The sequence below is a fragment of the Sphingomonas oligoaromativorans genome, assembly GCF_011762195.1.
GTDB classification, from domain to species: domain Bacteria; phylum Pseudomonadota; class Alphaproteobacteria; order Sphingomonadales; family Sphingomonadaceae; genus Solisphingomonas; species Solisphingomonas oligoaromativorans.
In genome coordinates this window covers 213,161-231,707 of record NZ_JAASQK010000004.1, presented here as the reverse complement: position 1 = coordinate 231,707, position 18,547 = coordinate 213,161, and the positions used below count along the sequence as shown (strand labels likewise).

The 18,547-nt window shown below is 69.9% G+C and carries 12 protein-coding genes; 3 read left to right on the top strand and 9 right to left on the bottom strand.

All coding sequences use genetic code 11. The annotated features are described in order from the left end of the window. Positions 1-83 precede the first annotated feature (83 nt). The gene (locus FHS98_RS09740; RefSeq protein ID WP_167103638.1) at positions 84-650 is read left to right on the top strand and encodes a hydrolase; all 567 of its coding nucleotides are present in this window, start codon (positions 84-86) and stop codon (positions 648-650) included. A gap of 57 nt (positions 651-707) precedes the next feature. Here the strand turns inward: FHS98_RS09740 and secA are convergent, their stop codons facing one another. Then, positions 708-3,452 carry a preprotein translocase subunit SecA gene (secA, locus tag FHS98_RS09735; RefSeq protein ID WP_167103635.1) on the bottom strand — a complete coding sequence of 915 codons (2,745 nt, stop codon included), beginning with the start codon at positions 3,450-3,452 and terminating at the stop codon, positions 708-710. Positions 3,453-4,043: 591 nt separating this feature from the next. Here secA and argJ point away from each other — a divergent pair. Both argJ and FHS98_RS09725 read left to right on the top strand, forming a co-directional pair. Further along, positions 4,044-5,270 carry a bifunctional glutamate N-acetyltransferase/amino-acid acetyltransferase ArgJ gene (gene argJ / locus FHS98_RS09730; protein ID WP_167103632.1) on the top strand — a complete coding sequence of 409 codons (1,227 nt, stop codon included), beginning with the start codon at positions 4,044-4,046 and terminating at the stop codon, positions 5,268-5,270. A gap of 5 nt (positions 5,271-5,275) precedes the next feature. Next, a complete protein-coding gene (locus tag FHS98_RS09725; protein ID WP_167103629.1) occupies positions 5,276-6,070 on the top strand; it encodes an inositol monophosphatase family protein in 795 nt (264 codons plus the stop codon). Between the two features lie 22 nt (positions 6,071-6,092). Here the strand turns inward: FHS98_RS09725 and trxA are convergent, their stop codons facing one another. The 8 genes from trxA to FHS98_RS09685 all read right to left on the bottom strand — a co-directional run bounded on the left by trxA (position 6,093) and on the right by FHS98_RS09685 (position 18,526). Beyond that, the gene (trxA, locus tag FHS98_RS09720) at positions 6,093-6,413 is read right to left on the bottom strand and encodes a thioredoxin TrxA (RefSeq protein WP_019833082.1); all 321 of its coding nucleotides are present in this window, start codon (positions 6,411-6,413) and stop codon (positions 6,093-6,095) included. A gap of 55 nt (positions 6,414-6,468) precedes the next feature. Next, positions 6,469-9,882 carry a double-strand break repair helicase AddA gene (addA, locus tag FHS98_RS09715; RefSeq protein WP_167103626.1) on the bottom strand — a complete coding sequence of 1,138 codons (3,414 nt, stop codon included), beginning with the start codon at positions 9,880-9,882 and terminating at the stop codon, positions 6,469-6,471. Then, positions 9,879-12,827, bottom strand: a complete 2,949-nt coding sequence (addB, locus tag FHS98_RS09710) for a double-strand break repair protein AddB (protein WP_167103623.1) — start codon at positions 12,825-12,827, stop codon at positions 9,879-9,881. The genes addA and addB overlap by 4 nt, the downstream gene beginning before the upstream one ends. Further along, on the bottom strand, positions 12,820-13,587 hold the full coding sequence (locus FHS98_RS09705; RefSeq protein WP_167103620.1) for a nucleotidyltransferase family protein: 768 nt from the start codon (positions 13,585-13,587) through the stop codon (positions 12,820-12,822). The genes addB and FHS98_RS09705 overlap by 8 nt, the downstream gene beginning before the upstream one ends. Next, entirely contained in the window at positions 13,584-14,588 is a 1,005-nt protein-coding gene (locus FHS98_RS09700) for an aminoglycoside phosphotransferase family protein (protein WP_167103617.1), read from the bottom strand. Before FHS98_RS09700 ends, FHS98_RS09705 begins: the two co-directional genes overlap by 4 nt. Continuing rightward, positions 14,573-15,034, bottom strand: a complete 462-nt coding sequence (tsaE, locus tag FHS98_RS09695; protein ID WP_167103614.1) for a tRNA (adenosine(37)-N6)-threonylcarbamoyltransferase complex ATPase subunit type 1 TsaE — start codon at positions 15,032-15,034, stop codon at positions 14,573-14,575. The genes FHS98_RS09700 and tsaE overlap by 16 nt, the downstream gene beginning before the upstream one ends. Continuing rightward, positions 15,031-17,379: a sensor histidine kinase gene (locus FHS98_RS09690; RefSeq protein ID WP_167103611.1), complete on the bottom strand. Its 2,349-nt coding sequence runs from the start codon at positions 17,377-17,379 to the stop codon at positions 15,031-15,033. The genes tsaE and FHS98_RS09690 overlap by 4 nt, the downstream gene beginning before the upstream one ends. 181 nt (positions 17,380-17,560) lie before the next feature. Beyond that, positions 17,561-18,526 carry a 2OG-Fe(II) oxygenase gene (locus tag FHS98_RS09685; protein ID WP_167103608.1) on the bottom strand — a complete coding sequence of 322 codons (966 nt, stop codon included), beginning with the start codon at positions 18,524-18,526 and terminating at the stop codon, positions 17,561-17,563. Positions 18,527-18,547: the final 21 nt, after the last annotated feature.

Here is an 18,547-nt window from a genome sequence, read left to right as displayed (position 1 = left end):
CGCGAGGCCCGCCCCCGTCAATCTGGCGTGGCGACGGCAAGCGCATTAGGACGGCCGAACCCCTTGTCGAACGGAGCTTTTCCATGTCGCGCCTCGATCCCCGCACGACCGCGCTCGTCCTTATCGATCTCCAGCAGGGCATCGTGCCGATGAACCTCGCCCCGCGCAGCGGCGCCGACGTGGTGGCGACATCCATCACCCTCGCCGATCGCTTCCGCGCGGCGGGGGCGCCGGTGGTCCTGGTGCACGTCGGCTGGGCACCCGATTTCGCCGACCGCCCGAGCCAGAAGGTCGATCAGCCGATGGCCGCGCCCGAAGGCGGCCTGCCGGAGAACTGGTCCGCCTTCGTCGATGGCGTGCGGCGCGACGGCGATCTCGTCGTCATGAAGCGCCATTGGGGCGCCTTCACCGGCACGGAGCTGGACCTCCAGCTCCGCCGGCGCAGCATCCAGACGATCGTGCTCGGCGGCATCGCCACCAATTTCGGCGTCGAATCGACCGCCCGCTCCGCCTGGGAACTGGGCTATGACCTTGTGATCGTGGAGGATGCCTGCGCCTCGTCCAGCGCGGAGCTGCACGCCATGTCGATCGAGAAGATCCTGCCCCGCATCGCCCGCGTCACGACGGCCGGGGCGATCGGCCTGGACTGAGCCCCACGCCCGGAAGCGCCGCCCCTCATGCGCGAGAGGCGGCGCCTTTTTCCAGGCTCAGAGCGCGCCGTGGCAGTGCTTGTATTTCTTGCCCGAGCCGCAGGGGCACGGTGCGTTGCGGCTCACCTGCCCCTCCCACGAGGCCGGATCGTCGCCCAGCACCGGCTGCGGATCGTCCTGCTGCATCTGCGGCATCGCGAGGCGCGTGGTCACGAAGCCCATGTCCGGCGCCGCGTAGGAGGACGGCTGGGCGTCGTCCATCTGGGTCAGCGGGTCCATATGGCTCGTCAGGAACTCGGGCAACTCGGGGAGCGGCGGCGGCGCCTGGAAGGTGACGTTGGCGAGGATGCGCGTCACATCCTCGCGGATCGCGTCGAGCATACGGCCGAACATGGCGAAGGCCTCGGCCTTATACTCGTTGATCGGCGTCTTCTGGGCATAGGCGCGCAGATGGATGACCTGACGCAGCGAATCCAGCCGCGAGAGGTGATCCTTCCAATGCTCGTCCAGCGTCTGGAGGAGCACGCTCTTCTCCACGCCGCGCCAGCTATCGACCGAGATTTCCTCGATCTTGGCGCTGATCTGCGCGTCGGCCTGTTCCTTGATGCGATCGGCCAGCGTCTCGGGCTCGATGCCCTCTTCGCCGACCCACTCGACGATCGGCAGTTCGAGGCCGAACACCTCGGCCACGCGAGCCTGGAGCGTCTCGCCGTCCCACTGCTCGGGATAGGAGCCGACCGGGCAGGCATCGCCGACCAGCGACGACACCGTCTCGCCGCGCATCTCGTCGGTGACGTCGTCGACCGTCTCCGAATCCATGATGTCCGCGCGCTGCTCGTAGATGATCTTGCGCTGGTCGTTCATCACGTCGTCATATTCGACGACCTGCTTGCGGACGTCGTAGTTGCGCGCCTCGACCTTCTTCTGCGCGGTCTCGATCGCCTTGGTGATCCACGGCGAGATGATCGCCTCGCCATCCTCGAGATTCTTGTTCATCATGCGCGCGAACAAGGTCTGCGGGCCGAAGATGCGCAGCAGATCGTCGTCGAGCGACAGATAGAAGCGGCTGAGGCCCGGATCGCCCTGACGGCCCGAACGGCCACGGAGCTGGTTGTCGATACGGCGGCTTTCGTGGCGCTCGGTGCCGAGCACGAACAGGCCGCCATTGGCGAGCACCTGCTGCTTTTCCTGCGCGATCTCGGCGCGGATGGCGGTCGCCCGCGCCTCATATTCCGGCGTGCCCTCGACGAGATCGGGGAACTCGTCGAGCATACGGAATTCGAGGTTGCCGCCAAGCTGGATGTCGGTGCCGCGACCGGCCATGTTGGTGGCGATGGTGACGGCGCCCAGGCGGCCCGCCTGCGCCACGATATGCGCTTCGCTCTCGTGATGGCGGGCGTTCAGCACCTTGTGCGCGACGCCTTCCTTCTGGAGGAACTCCGACAGCAGCTCGCTCTTCTCGATCGACACGGTGCCGACGAGGATCGGCTGGCGGCCATTTTCCTGCTTGTCGCGGATCGCCTTGGCGATGGCGCCGAACTTGTCGTGGATGCTCTTGAAGAACTGGTCGTCCTCGTCGACGCGCTGCACCGGCACGTTGGTCGGGATGGTGACCACGTTCATCTTGTAGATGTCGAAGAACTCGGCCGCTTCGGTCGCCGCCGTGCCGGTCATGCCGCCGAGCTTCGGGTACATGCGGAAATAGTTCTGGAAGGTGATCGAGGCGAGCGTCTGGTTCTCGGGCTCGATCTTGACGCCTTCCTTGGCCTCGACCGCCTGGTGCAGGCCGTCGGACCAGCGGCGTCCGTCCATCATGCGGCCGGTGAACTCATCGATGATGATGACCTTGTCATCCTTCACGATATAGTCGGTGTCGCGCTTGAACACGGCGTTGGCCTTCAGCGCCTGGTTCAGGTGGTGGACCACCTGCGTGTTCTCGTAATCGTAGAGATTGTCGCCTTCGAGCAGGCCGGCGGCTTCGAGCAGGCGCTCGATCTTCTCGGTGCCGTCCTCGGTCAGCATGACCGAGCGCTGCTTCTCGTCCAGCTCGTAATCGTCGGCCGTGAGCTGCCGCACGACCGCGTCGACGCTCATATACAGCTCGGACTTGTCGTCGGTCGGGCCGGAGATGATGAGCGGGGTGCGCGCCTCGTCGATCAGGATCGAGTCGACCTCGTCCACGATCGCGAAGTTGAAGGGCCGCTGCACCATCTGGGAGCGGTCATACTTCATGTTGTCGCGCAGATAGTCGAAGCCGAACTCGTTGTTCGTGCCGTAGGTGATATCGGCGTGATACGCCTCGCGCCGCTGGAAATCCGGGATGTTGGGCACGATCACGCCGGTGGTGAGGCCCAGGAAGCGATAGACGCGGCCCATCCACTCGGCGTCGCGGCTGGCGAGATAGTCGTTCACGGTGACGACGTGGACGCCCTTGCCGGAAAGCGCGTTGAGATAGGTTGCGAGCGTCGCGACGAGCGTCTTGCCCTCGCCCGTGCGCATCTCGGCGATCTCGCCGCGGTGGAGGACGATGCCGCCCACCATCTGCACGTCGTAATGGCGCTGGCCGAGCACGCGCTTGGCCGCCTCGCGCACCGTGGCGAAGGCTTCCGGCAGAAGATCGTCGAGCGTCTCGCCATGTTCCAGCCGCTCGCGGAACAGCACCGTCTGATGGGCGAGCGCGGCGTCGTCGAGGGCCGAGATGGCGGGCTCATAGCTGGCGATTTTCGCCACGATGGAGCGCAGCGACTTCACATAGCGGTCGTTGGACGAACCGAAAATGGCCTTGGCGATGCCGCCGAGCATGAGCGTTCCTAATCGAAATGGGACGGCGGATGCGGGCACGCCTAGACGCCCCGCGACCCCCCGCGCGAGTAGGCGGTTGATCTAGGGAGCGTGGATAGGGGTGTCAATTCGGGTGGGGGGCAGGAAAAGCCTATCGATGTGCCCCATCACACGGCGATCTTGACATTTTGAACCATATGGGTTATACGCCTTCTCGCTTCCCCGCGCTCCTGGCCATTGCGCGGTGAGGCAAGGTCCGGGTTGAACCCCCGGGCGGCCGGCGCGAAGTCATCCGGGAAAGCCGAAGCTTCGCTCCATCATCCACGGCCAGCCCTCGCTCGCCTGTCCGTTGCATCAGGGGACAGGCCTCGTGAGGGTCCGCCAAACCGGCGTCACAGACGCCAGGCAGGCCCCGCCTGCAAACCGGGTGCGCGCAACAAGACGCGCCGGCCGCTATCCTTCCCTTGACGATCCCGCGGGAGAACCGCGTCCGCAAATCCAACAGCCTCTTCGTCGTGCCAAGCTTGATCCGGGGCGACGAAGAGACATCAGCGGAGGTTGATCCCCTCCCCATCGGCCTGTAGCGCGGCGGCGACGCTGGAGAATGCACCCATGGCCGATATGATGTCCCCGCTCGCCACGCCCTTCCCCGCCATCCCCCCGATCGCGGGCGTCCGCCTCGCGACCGTGCGCGCGGGCTACAAGGCTTGGGATCGCGACGACATGACGCTGGCGCTGTTCGACGAGGACACGACTGTCGCGGGCGTCACCACCCAGTCCAAATGCCCCTCGCCGGAGGTGGAGTGGTGCCGTTCGGCGCTGCCGCTCGGCCGGGCGCGGGCGCTGGTGGTGAACGCGGGCAATTCCAACGCCTTCACCGGCGCCAAGGGCCGCGCCGCGGTCGAGGCGATCACCGCGCGGGTGGCGACGGCGGCCGGCTGCCAGCCCTCCGACGTGTTCGTCTCGTCGACCGGCGTGATCGGCGTGCCGCTCCCCATCCCCACCGCCGAGGGCGGCGTGGACCTCGCGCTGGCCGCGCCCGAGGCCAACTGGGAGAAGGTCGCCGCCGCGATCTCGACCACGGACACCTTCCCCAAGGGCGCGATGGCCACCGCGATCGTGGACGGCCGCACCGTCACCATCGCGGGCGTCATCAAGGGCTCGGGCATGATCGCGCCGGACATGGCGACGATGCTCGGCTTCCTCTTCACCGACGCCGCCGTAGAGCCCGCCTTCCTCCAGCAGATCCTGTCCGCCGCCAACGGCCGCAGCTTCTCCTGCATCACGGTGGACGGCGACACCTCGACCTCGGACACGGTGCTGGCCTTCGCGACGGGCAAGGCGGGCAACGCCCCCCTCGGCTCGTTCGACGATGCGGGTGCGGACGCCTTCGCGGCGGCGCTTCAGAATGTGTGCCTCCAGCTCGCCCAGCTCGTCGTGCGCGATGGCGAGGGGGCGTCCAAGTTCATCGAGATCGCGGTGGAAGGCGCCACCTCCGACGAGAGCGCGCGCACCATCGCGCTTTCCATCGCCAACTCGCCGCTGGTGAAGACCGCCATCGCCGGCGAGGACGCGAACTGGGGCCGCATCGTCATGGCCGTCGGCAAGGCGGGCGAGCCGGCCGAGCGCGACCGCCTCTCGATCCGCTTCGGCGACACGCAGGTGGCGACGGGCGGCCTCGCGGCCGAGGGCTATGACGAAGCGCCCGTCGCAGCGCACCTCAAGGGGCAGGATGTCCGCATCGGCGTGGACATCGGCCTCGGCGAGGGCCGCGCGACGGTTTGGACGTGCGACCTCACCCACGGCTACATCTCGATCAACGCCGATTATCGGAGCTGAGGCCGATGCACGCGCTCCATGCCGGCGTCGACCAGCTCATGCGGCGGATCGGCCGCGACGTGCTGATGGCGCATTTCCAGAAGCTCGAAGCCGGGCAGATCGAGGAGAAGGCGCCCGACGACTATGTCACCATCGCCGACAAGGAATCCGAGGCCCGGCTGATCGAAGGGCTGACCGCGCTCCTGCCCGGCAGCCATGTCGTCGGCGAGGAGGGCGTGGCGGCAGACGCCTCGCTGATCCTCCGCGCGACCGAGGGCACCGCCTGGATCGTCGATCCGCTCGACGGCACCGGCAACTTCGCGGCGGGCCGCACGCCCTTCGCAATGATGGTGGCGCTGGCGGAGGGCGGCGTCGTGCAGGCGGGCTGGATACTCGATCCGGTCGGTGGGCGGATGTGCCATGCCGTGCTTGGCGGCGGCGCCTCTATCGACGGCCAGCGCGTCACCGCGCGGGCGACGGGCGGCGCGCGCCCCATCGGCGCGCTCGCCACGCGTTATCTGCCGGACGATGTCCGCGCGAGCGTGATGGCGCGCTCGGAGGGGCATATCGCCATCGCCGACATCCCGCACTGCGCGGGCGAGCAATATCCGCGCCTCGTGCTCGGCACCAACGACCTCGCGCTGTTCTGGCGGGCGATGCCGTGGGATCATGCGCCGGGCGCGCTGTTCCTGGAGGAAGCGGGCGGCCGGATCGCGCGGATCGACGGCAAGCCCTATCGGCTGGGCGAGGACCGGCCCGGCCTGCTCGCGGCCGCCTCGCCCCGGCTGTGGGACGAAGCGGCGGAGCGTCTGTTCGGCTGAGCCCTGAGCCCAGCCGCCCAGATCAGAGCGACTCTTCGATGAAGGCCTTGAGGCGGCTCTTCGGCGCGGCGCCGACCTGCGTGGCCGCAGGCGCGCCGCCCTTGAAGAGGATCATCGTCGGGATGCCGCGCACGCCGTAGCGACCCGGCGCGTCGGGATTGTCGTCGATGTTCAGCTTGGCGATCGTCACCTTCTCGCCCAGTTCCTCCGACAGCTCTTCGAGCGCCGGTCCGATCATCTTGCAGGGGCCACACCACTCGGCCCAGAAATCGACGAGCACGGGGCCATCGGCGGCCAGCACGTCGGTTGCGAAGCTCTGATCGGTGACAGTCTTGGTAGCCATGGGGCGATACTCCGGTTCACTTTGGCAACGGATGTAGGCGCGTCGGTGCCCGGCCTCAACCGGTGGGTGCCAAACTTTGCTCCGCAAGCGCCAAGCGCGGCTTGTGCGCCGCCAATATTTCGGGGGCGAGCGGGATCAGCGTCGGCCCCGCCGTGTAGAGCAGGGCCGCCTCGATCGCACGGCCGGGGAAGATCGCCGCCAGCGCGGCCGCATAGGCGCCCATCTGATCGAGATGATGCTCGGGCACCGCGGCGAGGCCCGACGGCACGCGCCGCCCGGTCTTGAAATCGACGATGGTCACGATGTCGTCGGTCACCAGCAGGCGATCGACCGTGCCGGCCACCACCTGCCCTTCCACGACGGCGGCGATCGGCGCCTCCGCCAGCGCGTGCGGAGAGAAGATCGCGGCGAAGCGCGGATCGGCGATGGTCTTGCAGACGTCCGCCACCAGCCCGGCCCGAAGCGCCGCGTCGGCGACCCCGGCGGAATGCTCCAGCCACTGCTCCCCCGCCGCCTCGCGGCGTTCCGGCGGAAGCGCGGGCAGCCGCTCGAACAGCGCATGGAGCCAGCGCCCACGCTCGGCCGCCGCGCGCATCGCGGGGTTGGGCGGCGGGTTGGCGACGGTGTCGTTGCCGATCGCGGACGGCGCCAGCGGGCGCGGCGGGCGAGCCTCTTCGGGCGCGGGCGCGCGCAGCCATGCGGGCGGAGGCGATTCCGCCGCCACCGCACGCGGCTCGCGCGGGGCGGAGCGTTCCGCCTCCCCGCCCGTATGGATGCGGGTCTCGCCCCAGATCGGATCGTCGACCGCGCTCGTCTCCAGCCCCTCCAGCGCGGCGGCCATGGCGGCGTACCAGCTCCGCGCGGGCACCACGCCCTTGCTGATCGGCCCCAGCGCGCCGCCCACCGCGAGCCATTCCTCGGCCCGCGTCGCGGCGACGTAGAGAAGGCGCCAATGCTCCTCCAGCTCGCGCTCTTCCTGCTTGTCGATCAGCGCGTCGAAGGGAGCGAAGCGCTCATGGCTGCGCGGGCGGACCACCGGCACCGGCGGCGCCCCTTCCTCCGCCGACCAGCCGATCCCGCCGCCGGGCGAGCGATCGGGGTCGCCGGTCGCATCCGCCAGCACCACCAGCGGCGCCTGCAACCCCTTGGAGCCATGCGCCGTCATCACCCGCACCGCGTCGAGCGGCGCGGAGGGGTCGCGCTTGATCTGCACCTCGCCGCGATCGAACCAGTCGAGGAAGAGCTGGAGCGACGGCGTGCCATTCTCCTCGAACAGCAGGGCCGCGTTGAGCAGTTCCTCGATCGGATCGCGCGCCTCCTCGCCCAGCCGGCGGAGCAGCTTGCGCCGCCCGTCGAGCGGGCCGGAGAGGATTTCCTCGAAGAAGCGGTAAGGCGTCACGAGGTCGGCCGCGCCGAGAATGGTGTTCAACCCTTGCCGCGCCTCGCCTTCGGGCAGGTTGGACCATAGCGAGCCCTTGCGGCCATGGCAGAGCCCGTAAATCTCCTGCTGCGACATCCCGAACAGCGGCGAGACGAGCAGCGAGGCCAGCGTCAGATCGTCGCTCGACTGGAGCGCGAAGCGGGCGGCGGCGAGCAGATCACGCACCGCCAGCGGCGCGTCGAGGCGGAGCCGGTCCACGCCCGCCACCGGCACGCCATGCGCGTGCAGCCGGGCGACGATCAGCGAGGCGAGATCGCCGCGCTTGCGGACGAGGATCATCACATCCTCGGGGCGCAGCGTCCGCCCGCGCGTGCCGATCCAGGGGGCGGCGTCGATCCACGCCTTCACCTGCCGCGCGAGCCGGTCCGCGAAGAGGCGGGTGGCATCGTCGAGCCAGCCTTCCTCCCCGGTCGCGACATCCTCGGCCTGCTCGGCCGAGACGGGAGGCCAGAGCATCACGCGCCCCGCGCCCGTCTTCGCCGCCTCGTGCGGGGGCACGTCGTCGACGAGGCCCAGCGCGCCCGCGCCGAGATGCGCGATCATCTTGTCCACCACCGCCAGCACCGGCGGCGTCGAGCGGAAGGAACGGTCGAGCGAGAGGCGCTGGATCGCGCGATCGCCCACCGTCGCGCGATAGGAAAATGCCTGCGCAGCGGCCTCGAACGCCAGCGGATCGGTGCCCTGAAAGCCGAAGATCGCCTGCTTGAAATCGCCGACGGTGAAGATGGTCCTGATCGCCTCGGCCGGCTCGCGTTCGTGAGCGAAGAACTCGCTCGCGAGCGCCGCCACGATCGACCATTGGTGCGCATTGGTATCCTGCGCCTCGTCGACGAGGATATGATCCGTGCGCTGATCGAGCTTGTAGCGGACCCACTCGCCCATGCCCTCGGCATTGAGCAGGCGGACGGTGGTGCGGATCAGATCGTCGAAATCGACCGCGCCCGCCGCGCGTTTCGCCTGCGCATAGGCCCGCGCATAGGCCTGCCCCGCGCGTAAGCCGGCCGCCAGCACCGCCGCATAGGCCGCCTTCACCCGCAGCGCGAGCAGATCGCCGCACAGGCCATGGAGACGCATCGCGTCCTCGGCATAGCCATCGTCCTGCGGCGCCTGTCCCTTGGCGAAGGAGCGCGGCTCGCCCGCCTTGGTCGCCCAGACCTCATGGAGCGCCTGAAGCCCCTCCGCGCGCGCCTCCACCGATCCGGCGAGCCAGCGGGCGATCGCGTCCGCCCGGTCCAGCCCTCGCGCCGTCGCCCAGCTCGCGTTGGCGGCCGCGACCCGTTGCAGCGTGCGGAGATCGAAGCGATCGTCGGCACAGGCTTCGGCAATGGCGCGCTCGATATCGCCATCCGGCACGTCCATCGCGCGGCGAAGCTTCGCCTCGATGCCGACGCCCAGCGCCTCCATCGCGTCCGGCGCGCGGGCGCATTGGCGGAGGAAGCCCTCGGCGCCCTGCTCGCCCAGCCGGCGGCTCAGCGTCTGCACGTCGCGGACCAGCCCGAGATCGCCGCCCCGCTCGGCCGATGTCAGCATCTCGGCGAGCGTCGCATAGCCCAGCGCCTGCTCCTCGCGATCCTCCAGCGGACGGAAGCCGGGCACCAACCCCGCCTCGGACGGGAAGCCCGCCAGCAGCGTCTGGCAGAAGGCATGGATCGTCTGGATGCGCAGGCCCCCGCCCGTCGCATCGAGCACGCGGGCGAACAGCGTGCGGGCATTCCCGACCGCCTCGTCGTCATGCCTCTCGCCCAGCGCGAACAGCTCGTGGCTCAGATGGTTGGGCTTCATCCGCACCCAGCTCGCGAGGCGGGCATGGATGCGGTCCGCCATCTCGGCCGCGCCCGCCTTGGTGAAGGTGAGGCAGAGGATCGACGCCGGATCGTTCCCCGCCAGCAGCAGGCGGATCACGCGCGCGGTCAGGACGTGCGTCTTGCCCGTCCCCGCGGAGGCCGACAGCCAGACCAGCCGCTCGGGGTGCGAGGCTTCGGCCTGCGCGCCTTCCAGCGGCTTCAGCGGCGAGATGCGGCCGCTCATGCCCCCTCCTCCGCTTGCTCGTCCCCCTGACGGCCATACCATTCGTCGAGGCGCATCAACTGGTCATAATCCGCATAAGGCGCCAGCTCCGGGTGGAGCTTGGCGAGGAAGGGTTCGTCGCCTGTCAGCCACTTGGCGGCGGCGTCCGCGAAATTGCGATAGGCGAGCGCGGTGAACTCGGCCGGATCGATGCCGGCGCGCTTGCCGGTGGCCGGCGCGACATAGCCGAGCTTGCCGTCCTTCTGCGCCAGCGACCAATATTCGAAGGCGCCGGCCTTGCCCGACACCTCCTTGAAACCGCCATTCTCCGCGATCAGGCCCAGCAGGCCGAGCTGCATCGCATAGCCCGCCGCGACCTGTTTCGTGCCCGGCGGCTGGCCGGTCTTGTAATCGACGATGGCGAGGCTGCCGTCGGGCATCCGGTCGATCCGGTCGACCTTGCCATAGAGGCGGATGCCGTCGATCTCGCGTTCGCCGAACACCTCGGCGACAAGCGGCTTCCGCCCCGTCGCCATCGCGGCCAGCATCTCATCGGCGATCCATGCGATGGATTCCCGCAGGCGCGGCGCCCAGAGCGCCTTCAGCACCGGATGCGCGGTGATGCCGTCGAGCATCGCCTCGGCGCGAGCGGCAAGTTTGGAGGGATCGCACTGATCCTCCTTGGCCCATGCCTCCAGCACCGCGTGGACGGCGCTGCCCCGCCAGGCCGGGCTGGGCTCGGCATCGACGGGATCGAGGCTGACGAGCTTCAGCATCTCCTGCGCGTAGAAGGCATAGGGGTCCGCCTTCAGCCGATCGAGCCGCGTGACGGCCAGCTTGCGCGGGCGCTGGTCGGCCGGCGGGGCGGGACGCGGGCGGTCGGCGGGGGCGAAGGCATCCGGCCGGTCGATCGCGGCGCTCCATCGCCGGAAATGCGGCGCACGGGCGATGCCGCCGGTCATCGCCTCCAGCCGCAGCCAGAAGCGCGAGGCGACGGCCGGCGCGCGCGCATCCCGCCGCGCGCGGGTGACGAGCACGCTGGGCGAACCCAGCAGGCTCGCGAAATCATGCGCGGCGATGCCGATCCGCCACTCCAGCCCCGGCAGGCCCAGCGCCCGCCGCACGCGCGGGCTGAGCCACGGATCGGGGCTCGGCAAGGCCGGCCATACGCCCTCGTTGAGCCCGGCCGCCACGGCGAAATCGGCGTGCTGGAGTCGCTGCTCGATCAGGCCCCAGATCGAGACGCGCGGATGCCCACCCTGCGGCGGGCGCACCGATACCTCTTCCATCAGCCGTGCCAGCATCGGCCCCGCGGCGGCGGACGCCAGTTCGGACGGCCCGAGCGGCGCGGAGCCTTCCAGCGCCTCGAACAGCTCGGCGGCGGCGCGCCCGGCGGGGCCGGCCCATGCCTCGTCCTGCGTGAGCGCCGACGCCGCCTCACGGATCGCGGCGAGCATCGCGGGCAGCGTCACGCGGCCGGAGAAGGCGGTCTCCAGCGGCTGGAGCATGTCCAGCACGCCATTCCACCATGTCGCGTCCAGCCTGTTACCGGGATCGCGGACCAGCGCGGACACCCCCGCCAGACCGGGCGCCGGCCTCGGCCCCCGGAGCGCGAGGTCCAGCGAACGGACGGCCGCCAGCCACTGCCAGCGCTCGACGCCTCCCTTCACCAGGGGATGCTTGAGGAGGGTCAGCAGCTCCACCGGCGCGAAGCCGCTGGCCGCCGCCTCGGCGATCGCGGTGAGCAGCGTGCCCGACGGCATCGCGGACAAGGGCCGGCCGGCGGAATCGTCCACCACGATCCCCCAGCGCCAGAGATGCGCGGCCACCCGGCGCGCGAGCGTGCGATCCGGCGTCACCAGCGCGGCGGTTCGGCCCGGCGTCTCGATCGCCTGACGCAGCGCGATGGCGATCGCCTGCGCCTCCTCGGCCGGCGTCGCGCATTCGAGCGCGCGGACGCCCGACAGGCGCCGCTCGGCGGGGGGAAGCTCCTGCCATTTGCCGGTGAAGGCCGCCGGCTTCATCGCGTTGGCGATCGCCCGTCCCCGTGCCGCGGAGGACGCCGCCGCCTCGGCGCCGCCGCCCCAGCCCCAGCGCTCCGCCTCGCTGCGCGCCAGCCCCATGCGATCGAGCAGGCGCTTCAGGTGGAACTGGGGATGCGTCTCGATCGCGCGGCCATCCTCGTCGGGGCCGAGCGCGTCCCACTCCTCCTGCGGCATGGAGAGATCGAGGCCGGGGAGCACCACCTTGCCCTCCGGCATCCACGCGATGGTCCGCAGCAGCCGGGCCACCGCCGGCGCCGTATCGATGATGCCCGCCGCGACGACGAAGCCCTGCGCGGCCCCCTCCCGCCATGTGCGCGCGGCGCGATCCAGCAACCGGTTGCGGCGATCCGCCTGATCGATCCGCCCCATCGCCAGAAGCTCGCCCGGCCAGCGCGCCAGCACCGCCGTCAGCACGCCGAGCGCGCGCTGCCAATGTTCGGAAAGGTCCGCCTCCACGTCCAGCTCGGCCAGCGCGCGGATCGGCTTCTCCTCGACCATCATCTGGTCGAGCGTGCGGGCCAGCGCCTGCGCCAGCCGCACGGCCTCGGCGGCGTCGACCGGCTCGCCGATCTTCGCCCGCTCCTCGGAGACCAGCCGCGCCAGCACCATGCGGCGGACCATCGGATCGACGGCGGGCGGCACCGGCTCCGCATCGGCGGGATCGAGCGCATGGCCCGGCCCGTCGCCCAGCTCCAGATCGCCGATCGCGACCAGACGCGGCAGCAGCAGGCCATGCTCGGCCCGGCGGACGAAGGCGTCGCTGACCGCCCGCGCGGCGCGGTTGTTGGGCACGAGGATGAGGCCCCGCGCCAGCGCCAGCCGGTCGCCGCCCGTCTGCGCGATCAGGCCGGCGGCCAGCGCATCGGTGAAAGGACGATGCGCCGGGACGGTGAACAGCGCCGGCGTGGCGCGCTCAGCCACGCCGCAACATGCTCTCGGCGACGGGGATGGCGGCGGGCGTGCCGACGTCGCACCACAGCCCCTGATGCACGACGCCGAACACGCGCCCCTCCTGCATCGCCCGGTTCCACAGGATGTTCATCGAGAAAGGCCCTCCCGGCGCATCGCGGAACAGGCGCGGCGAGACGAGCTGGATGCCCGTATAGACGAAGGGGGCCACGCGGCGCGGCTCCCGGCGGCGAAGGTGGCCGGCGGCGTCCATATGGAAATCACCCTGCCCGCCATGCGCCGTCGCATGGGCGAGCGGAACCACGAGCAGCAGCGCGTCCATCCGCTCGTCGTCCCAGCCGTTCGCCAGCAGGCGGAGCGTATCGACCGGGCCGTCCACCCACAGATTGTCGGTGTTGACGACATAGAAGGGCTGGTCGCCCAGCAACGGCAGCGCATGGACGACCCCGCCGCCCGTCTCCAGCAACTGGGCGCGCTCGTTCGAGACGAGGATTTCGAGGCCGTCCGCATGGTTGCGCAGATGCGCCTCCAGCGCGTCGGCGAGATAATGGACGTTGACCACCGCGCGCCGCACGCCGCCGGCCCGCACCCGATCCAGCGCATGATCGAGCAGCGAGCGCCCCGCCACCTCGACCAGCGGCTTGGGCCGGGTGGCGGTCAATGGCCGCATCCGCTTGCCGAGGCCGGCGGCGAGCAGCATCACCGTCTCGGGCTGGGCTCGCGCGGCGTGGGGATCGGGGCGGAGTGCCAGCGGCTTGGAGAATTTCTTCATGCCGTGAACCCCGTCCAGAAGGCCGCCCGCAGCCCGGCGGGCACGTTCCGATCGAACCATTCCGCCACCGGCGCCAGCACCGGATGAGCGAGATTGCGCTCCAGATAACCCCATACGCGGGGCTGCATCGGCAGATAGGTCTGCTTGCCGTCCCGCTTCCAAAGGCGGGTGAAGATGCCGAGAATCTTGGTGTTCCGCTGCGCGCCGAGGATCTCGTAATCCGCGCGGAAGGTCTCGATATCCTCGATCCCCGCTTCGATCGCGTAGGCCTCCAACATCTCGGCCTCCAGCGCGGGCGACACGTCGCGGCGCGCATCCTGGAGCAGCGAGACCAGATCATAGGCCGGATGCCCCGCCAGCGCGTCCTGGAAATCGAGCAGGCCGAGGCGCTTCAGGCCGGAACGCTCCAGCAGGATGATGTTGTCGACATGATAGTCCCGCAGCACCAGCACAGGCGGCTTCGGCGAGGCGACGCGCGGCAGCACGGCCTCCCACGCCTTGTCCCAGCCCTCCTGGTCGAGATCGAGGCCGACGGCGGGTGCGTACCATTCGGGGAACAGCCCGACCTCACGGCGCATCACCGCCATGTCATAGGGCGGCAGCCCCTCCGGCACCGGCTGCTCACCAAGGCGCGCCAGCAGCGTGATGGCGTCGCGATAGATCGTGGTTTCCTGATCCGTCTCGCCACGGCGCAGCAGCGGGCCGACCAGCCGGTCCCCGAAATCCTCCAGCAACAGCAGGCCGCCCTCGCGGTCCACCGCATAGCTTTGCGGCGAGGACAGGCCGAGCCGCCCCAGATGCTCCGCGATCGCGATGAAGGGGCCGAGATCCTCATGCGTCGGCGGCGCGTCCATCAGGACGGCGGTGCGCCCCTCATGGACGACGCGGAAATAGCGCCGGAACGAGGCATCGCCGGCGAGCGGCAGGATCGCGGCGCCCTCCCAGCCGTTCGCGGCCAGGAATGCGGGGGCATGGGCGGGCGGAATCATCGGGGTGGCCATCGCGCCTCCCATGGCGCGGGCGCGGTCCAAGTCAAGCGACGGCCGCCGTTTCCGTCGGGCTCGATCGCCAGACGCAGCGCCTCCGGCCATAGCGCCGCGCCGAGCCGTTCCGGCCATTCGATCAGCAGAACGCCGTCCTCCAGCAATTCGTCGAGGCCGAGTTCCTCCGCATCCTCCGGCTCGTCCAGCCGATAGAGATCGACATGCGCGACCGGGAGCGACACTTCGGGCGGCGCATAGGGCTGGACGATCGCGAAGGTCGGGCTCGGTGCTTCCTCGGCGAGGCCCAGCGCCGCCAGCACGCCCCGCGCGAGGCTGGTCTTGCCCGCGCCGAGATCGCCGAACAGCGCCACCACGTCCCCCGCACGGAGCAGCGGCGCCAGCGCGCGGCCCAGCGCCTCGGTGGCGTGGGCATCGGCGAGGGGAATGGTTCCGGTACGGGTCATGCGGTCGTCCTGGGGAGGCGGATCGACACCGTCGTGCCGCTGCCGGGCTCGGATTCGAGCCAGACGCTGCCTCCATGTGCCTCGATATAATGACGGGTGAGCGGCAGGCCGAGGCCGATCGAGCCCTCACGCCGATCGCCTTTCACGGTGGTGCGGTGGAAGGGATCGAAGATGCGCTGGCGCTCCTCCGCATCGATGCCGCGGCCATTGTCGGAGACGATGATCGTCGCCTGCTCGGCATCCCCGCTGGCATGGAAGAAGACGCGGCCGCCCTCCGGCGTATAGTCGACGGCGTTGCGCAGCACATGGTCGATCGCCTGGCGCAGGCGCCGGACGTCGCCGGATACCTGCCCGACATCCTTCTCGACCGCGACGATCAGCTCCAGCTTGCGCGCCCGCGCCGCATCGGCCAGCCCCTCGACGGCCGAGCGGCAGATCGCGCCCAGCTCGATCGGCACATGCTCCAGATCGAGATGCCCGGCGGCGCTGCGCGTCAGGTCCAGCACCTCGTCGACAAGCTGCCCCAGCCGCGCCGAGGCCGCGATGATCGAGCCGACATAATCCCTGGCCCGGTCGCTCAGCGGGCCGGCGAACCCGGCGGACAGCATCTCCGCGAAGCCGCCGATCGAGGTGAGCGGCGTGCGCAGCTCATAGCTCATCGTCGCGACGAAGGCGGACTTGACCCGATCCCCCTCCTCCAGCGCGGCGGCGCGATCGCGCAGCGCCTGCTCCGCGCGCAGGCTGTCGGTGATGTCGAGCAGCGTGAACAGCGCGTTGCCGTCCGGCAGCGGCACCGCCGCGAACTGGAAATGCCGCCCGTCGGCGAAGGCGATGCGGCCGACCCGGCTCTGCCGGTCGGTCGTCGCGAGGCGGACCAGCTCGCGGATCAGGCCGCCGCGTGCCGGGTTGGCGAGGCGCGGGCTCACCATCTGCACCAGCGCGTCGACACGGGGATGGCGGGCGAGTTCCTCCTCCTCCAGCTCCCACACCTCGCGGAAGCGGTTGTTCCAGAGATGGAGCCGCCCGTCCGCCGCGAACACGCCGACCGCCTCGTAGAGATTGTTGAACGTCGCCGTCCGCACGCGCAGCAGCGTATCGGCCTCGACACGGAGGCGGACCTGCTCGGTGCGATCCTCGAAGATCATGAGCATACCGCCGTCGGGCAGCGGCTGGCCAACGACGCGCAAGTGCGTGCCGGAAGGAAGCTGCCACGCCTCCTCCTGCGCCGTCTCGGAGAGGAACCAGCGCCGCCGCTCGGCCTTCCAGCCGGGGAAGTCGCGGCTTTCGGGCAGGCGATCGGCCTCGCGCATCCGCTCCAGCACGCGGTCGAACTCCGGCCGGTCGGCCAGCCATTCGGGCAGCATCGCGAACAGCCGCTGGAAGGCGGAATTGGAGAAGACCAGATGCCGGTCCGCCGCGAACTGGGCGACGCCGGCGGAGAGGCGATCGAGCATGTCGCGCTGCGCATCCTCGAAGCGGACCAGATCGGCCTTGGCCTGCTCCACCTCCTCGACATCCACCGCGTAGCCGGCGATGCCGCTCGGCCCCAGCGGCACGTCGACGACGCGCAGCGTGCGCCGCTCGCCGCCGATCGTGGCGGGCACGGTGCGGACCGACATCTCGCCCTCGTCGCGCGCGGCGGCGGCGGTGGCGATCGGGCTGCCGGGGCCATGGCCTTCGATCAGCTCCAGCCCGCGCTCGATGACGCCATGCGCGTCCACCCCGTCCACCGCGCGGACATAGGCCGAATTGACGAGGCTCAGGCGCAGGTCCGGCCCGCGATGCCACATCGGGATGGGGGCGGCCTCGATCAGCCCGGCGAGCGCGTCCAGCGCGTCGGTCAGCCGGCCGCGCTCGCTGTCGAGGCGGTCGATCTCCTCCTCGCTTTCGGTCGCGTCGAACAGCCAAAGCAGCGCCGCGCCCTCCCCCAGCGCTCCCGCAGCGGGCCGGCCACGCACCATCAGCACGCGCCCCGCGCCGACCGGACGGACGGCGCGCGCGAACGCCGCCCCGCCCTTCTGCGCGGTCAGCACGTCCCTGGTCAGCGCTTCGGCATCCAGCGGGTCCAGCCGGGCGGCGAGATCGGGCAGCGAGCGAGGCGATCGTTCCAGCCCGAACCAGTCGGCCACTCGCTCATGGGCACGGACACGCCCGTCTGCGGTCACCAGCATCGGCAGCACCGGCGCGCCCGCCAGCATCATGCGCAACCGCGCGAGTTCCGCGACCGCCGCTTTCGCCGAATGCCCCCGCTGCCACCCGAAGATGACCGCAACGACCGCCGCCGCCAACCAGATCGCGACGATCAACCCCGCCAGTGTCGCGTGAAGAGGATCGATCTCGATCATTTACGCGCCAACGACTTGTGCCCCCGCCCCGGCGCCCTTCACGCCTGCATTCCGCTCCACCCTAGGCATTGCATGGCGTGGTGAACAGGGGAAACCGTCGGCACATTTCCCAAGCCTCCCAAACGCCGCGGGAAATCCTACGGCCCGGAAGCTTCGGCGATCGGAAGCCGGAAAAGGCCGGTTACAGCGCGATAGGCCTGGCCCGAATCCATCTCGACGCGACAAATTTGATCCCCGATGTCACCGGTTCGCCGGCATGTCGGGATGTCATATCGGGGCGGCCGGACCCATCGACATTCCGAAAGAGGATCGCATCGCCGATACCGGCCTTCACCCGCAACCCGGAATGGAGGAAGCAGGTTTCTCCCCCCAGATAGTCCGCATTCAGATAGACCAGCATGGTCCATTCTCTTTGATTATCGCCGTGCGGCAGGGCGTCCACATGCGGGCGATACTGCTGTCCGGGCGCGTATCGCAAAATCGTCAGGGGCTCGCCTCCCCGAACGTTCGTGCCGCTCGCCGCCGCTATCCGCAGATTGAGCGCGCGGACGACCGGATCTTCGAGAGCCAGCGGGAAGCTGGCCACATCGGATGAACGGATGGGGTCGCTGATCTGCCGCCCGCTCGATGGATCGAAGACAGTCGCTCGCCGGAAGCGCCCCTCGGAGGAGGAGGTGAGGTAAACGCATTCATCCGCCGCGAAAAATCCCCGGAAGACGATCACCCGTGGCCGATCGCCGAGGGTCTCCCCACCGGGAACCACGCGCGGCCCGCCCTCCTCATCAAGATCCATCCCTTCGAGAAGACGCAATTGCCGATCGATCGGCGGGCTTCCCGCAGCCGCTTGCAACAATTGGATCGCCTGCCTCCAATCCGGCGGAGCGCCCGTCCCGTTTGCCACGAAAGCGCGGTGAATAGCGGCCGCGTCGGCTCGGCCAGACCGGCCGGCCGCCTCGAAGAGCGCGCGCGAGCGAGAAAGATCGCGGGAAACTTGCCGGCCGGCCAGAAGCCAGCTCGCCAGTTTCACCATCGCATCGACATGCCCCGCAAGCGCCAGCGCCTCGAGAAGCTGCAACGCATCGGCGATGCGTCCCATGCCGGCCAGGGCATCGACGCGATCCAGGGACGGTTCCGAGTTCGTTGTCATCGCGCCAAAGAAATGGGGCCG

What these genes read in the sequence shown, in the direction of transcription:
- secA (WP_167103635.1), bottom strand. Translation starts at nt 3,452, where the DNA reads ATGCTCGGCGGCATCGCCAAGGCCATTTTCGGTTCGTCCAACGACCGC.
- FHS98_RS09700 (WP_167103617.1), bottom strand. Translation starts at nt 14,588, where the DNA reads ATGGCCACCCCGATGATTCCGCCCGCCCATGCCCCCGCATTCCTGGCC.
- FHS98_RS09685 (WP_167103608.1), bottom strand. Translation starts at nt 18,526, where the DNA reads ATGACAACGAACTCGGAACCGTCCCTGGATCGCGTCGATGCCCTGGCC.
- FHS98_RS09690 (WP_167103611.1), bottom strand. Translation starts at nt 17,379, where the DNA reads ATGATCGAGATCGATCCTCTTCACGCGACACTGGCGGGGTTGATCGTC.
- tsaE (WP_167103614.1), bottom strand. Translation starts at nt 15,034, where the DNA reads ATGACCCGTACCGGAACCATTCCCCTCGCCGATGCCCACGCCACCGAG.
- FHS98_RS09725 (WP_167103629.1), top strand. Translation starts at nt 5,276, where the DNA reads ATGCACGCGCTCCATGCCGGCGTCGACCAGCTCATGCGGCGGATCGGC.
- addA (WP_167103626.1), bottom strand. Translation starts at nt 9,882, where the DNA reads ATGAGCGGCCGCATCTCGCCGCTGAAGCCGCTGGAAGGCGCGCAGGCC.
- FHS98_RS09705 (WP_167103620.1), bottom strand. Translation starts at nt 13,587, where the DNA reads ATGAAGAAATTCTCCAAGCCGCTGGCACTCCGCCCCGATCCCCACGCC.
- argJ (WP_167103632.1), top strand. Translation starts at nt 4,044, where the DNA reads ATGGCCGATATGATGTCCCCGCTCGCCACGCCCTTCCCCGCCATCCCC.
- trxA (WP_019833082.1), bottom strand. Translation starts at nt 6,413, where the DNA reads ATGGCTACCAAGACTGTCACCGATCAGAGCTTCGCAACCGACGTGCTG.
- FHS98_RS09740 (WP_167103638.1), top strand. Translation starts at nt 84, where the DNA reads ATGTCGCGCCTCGATCCCCGCACGACCGCGCTCGTCCTTATCGATCTC.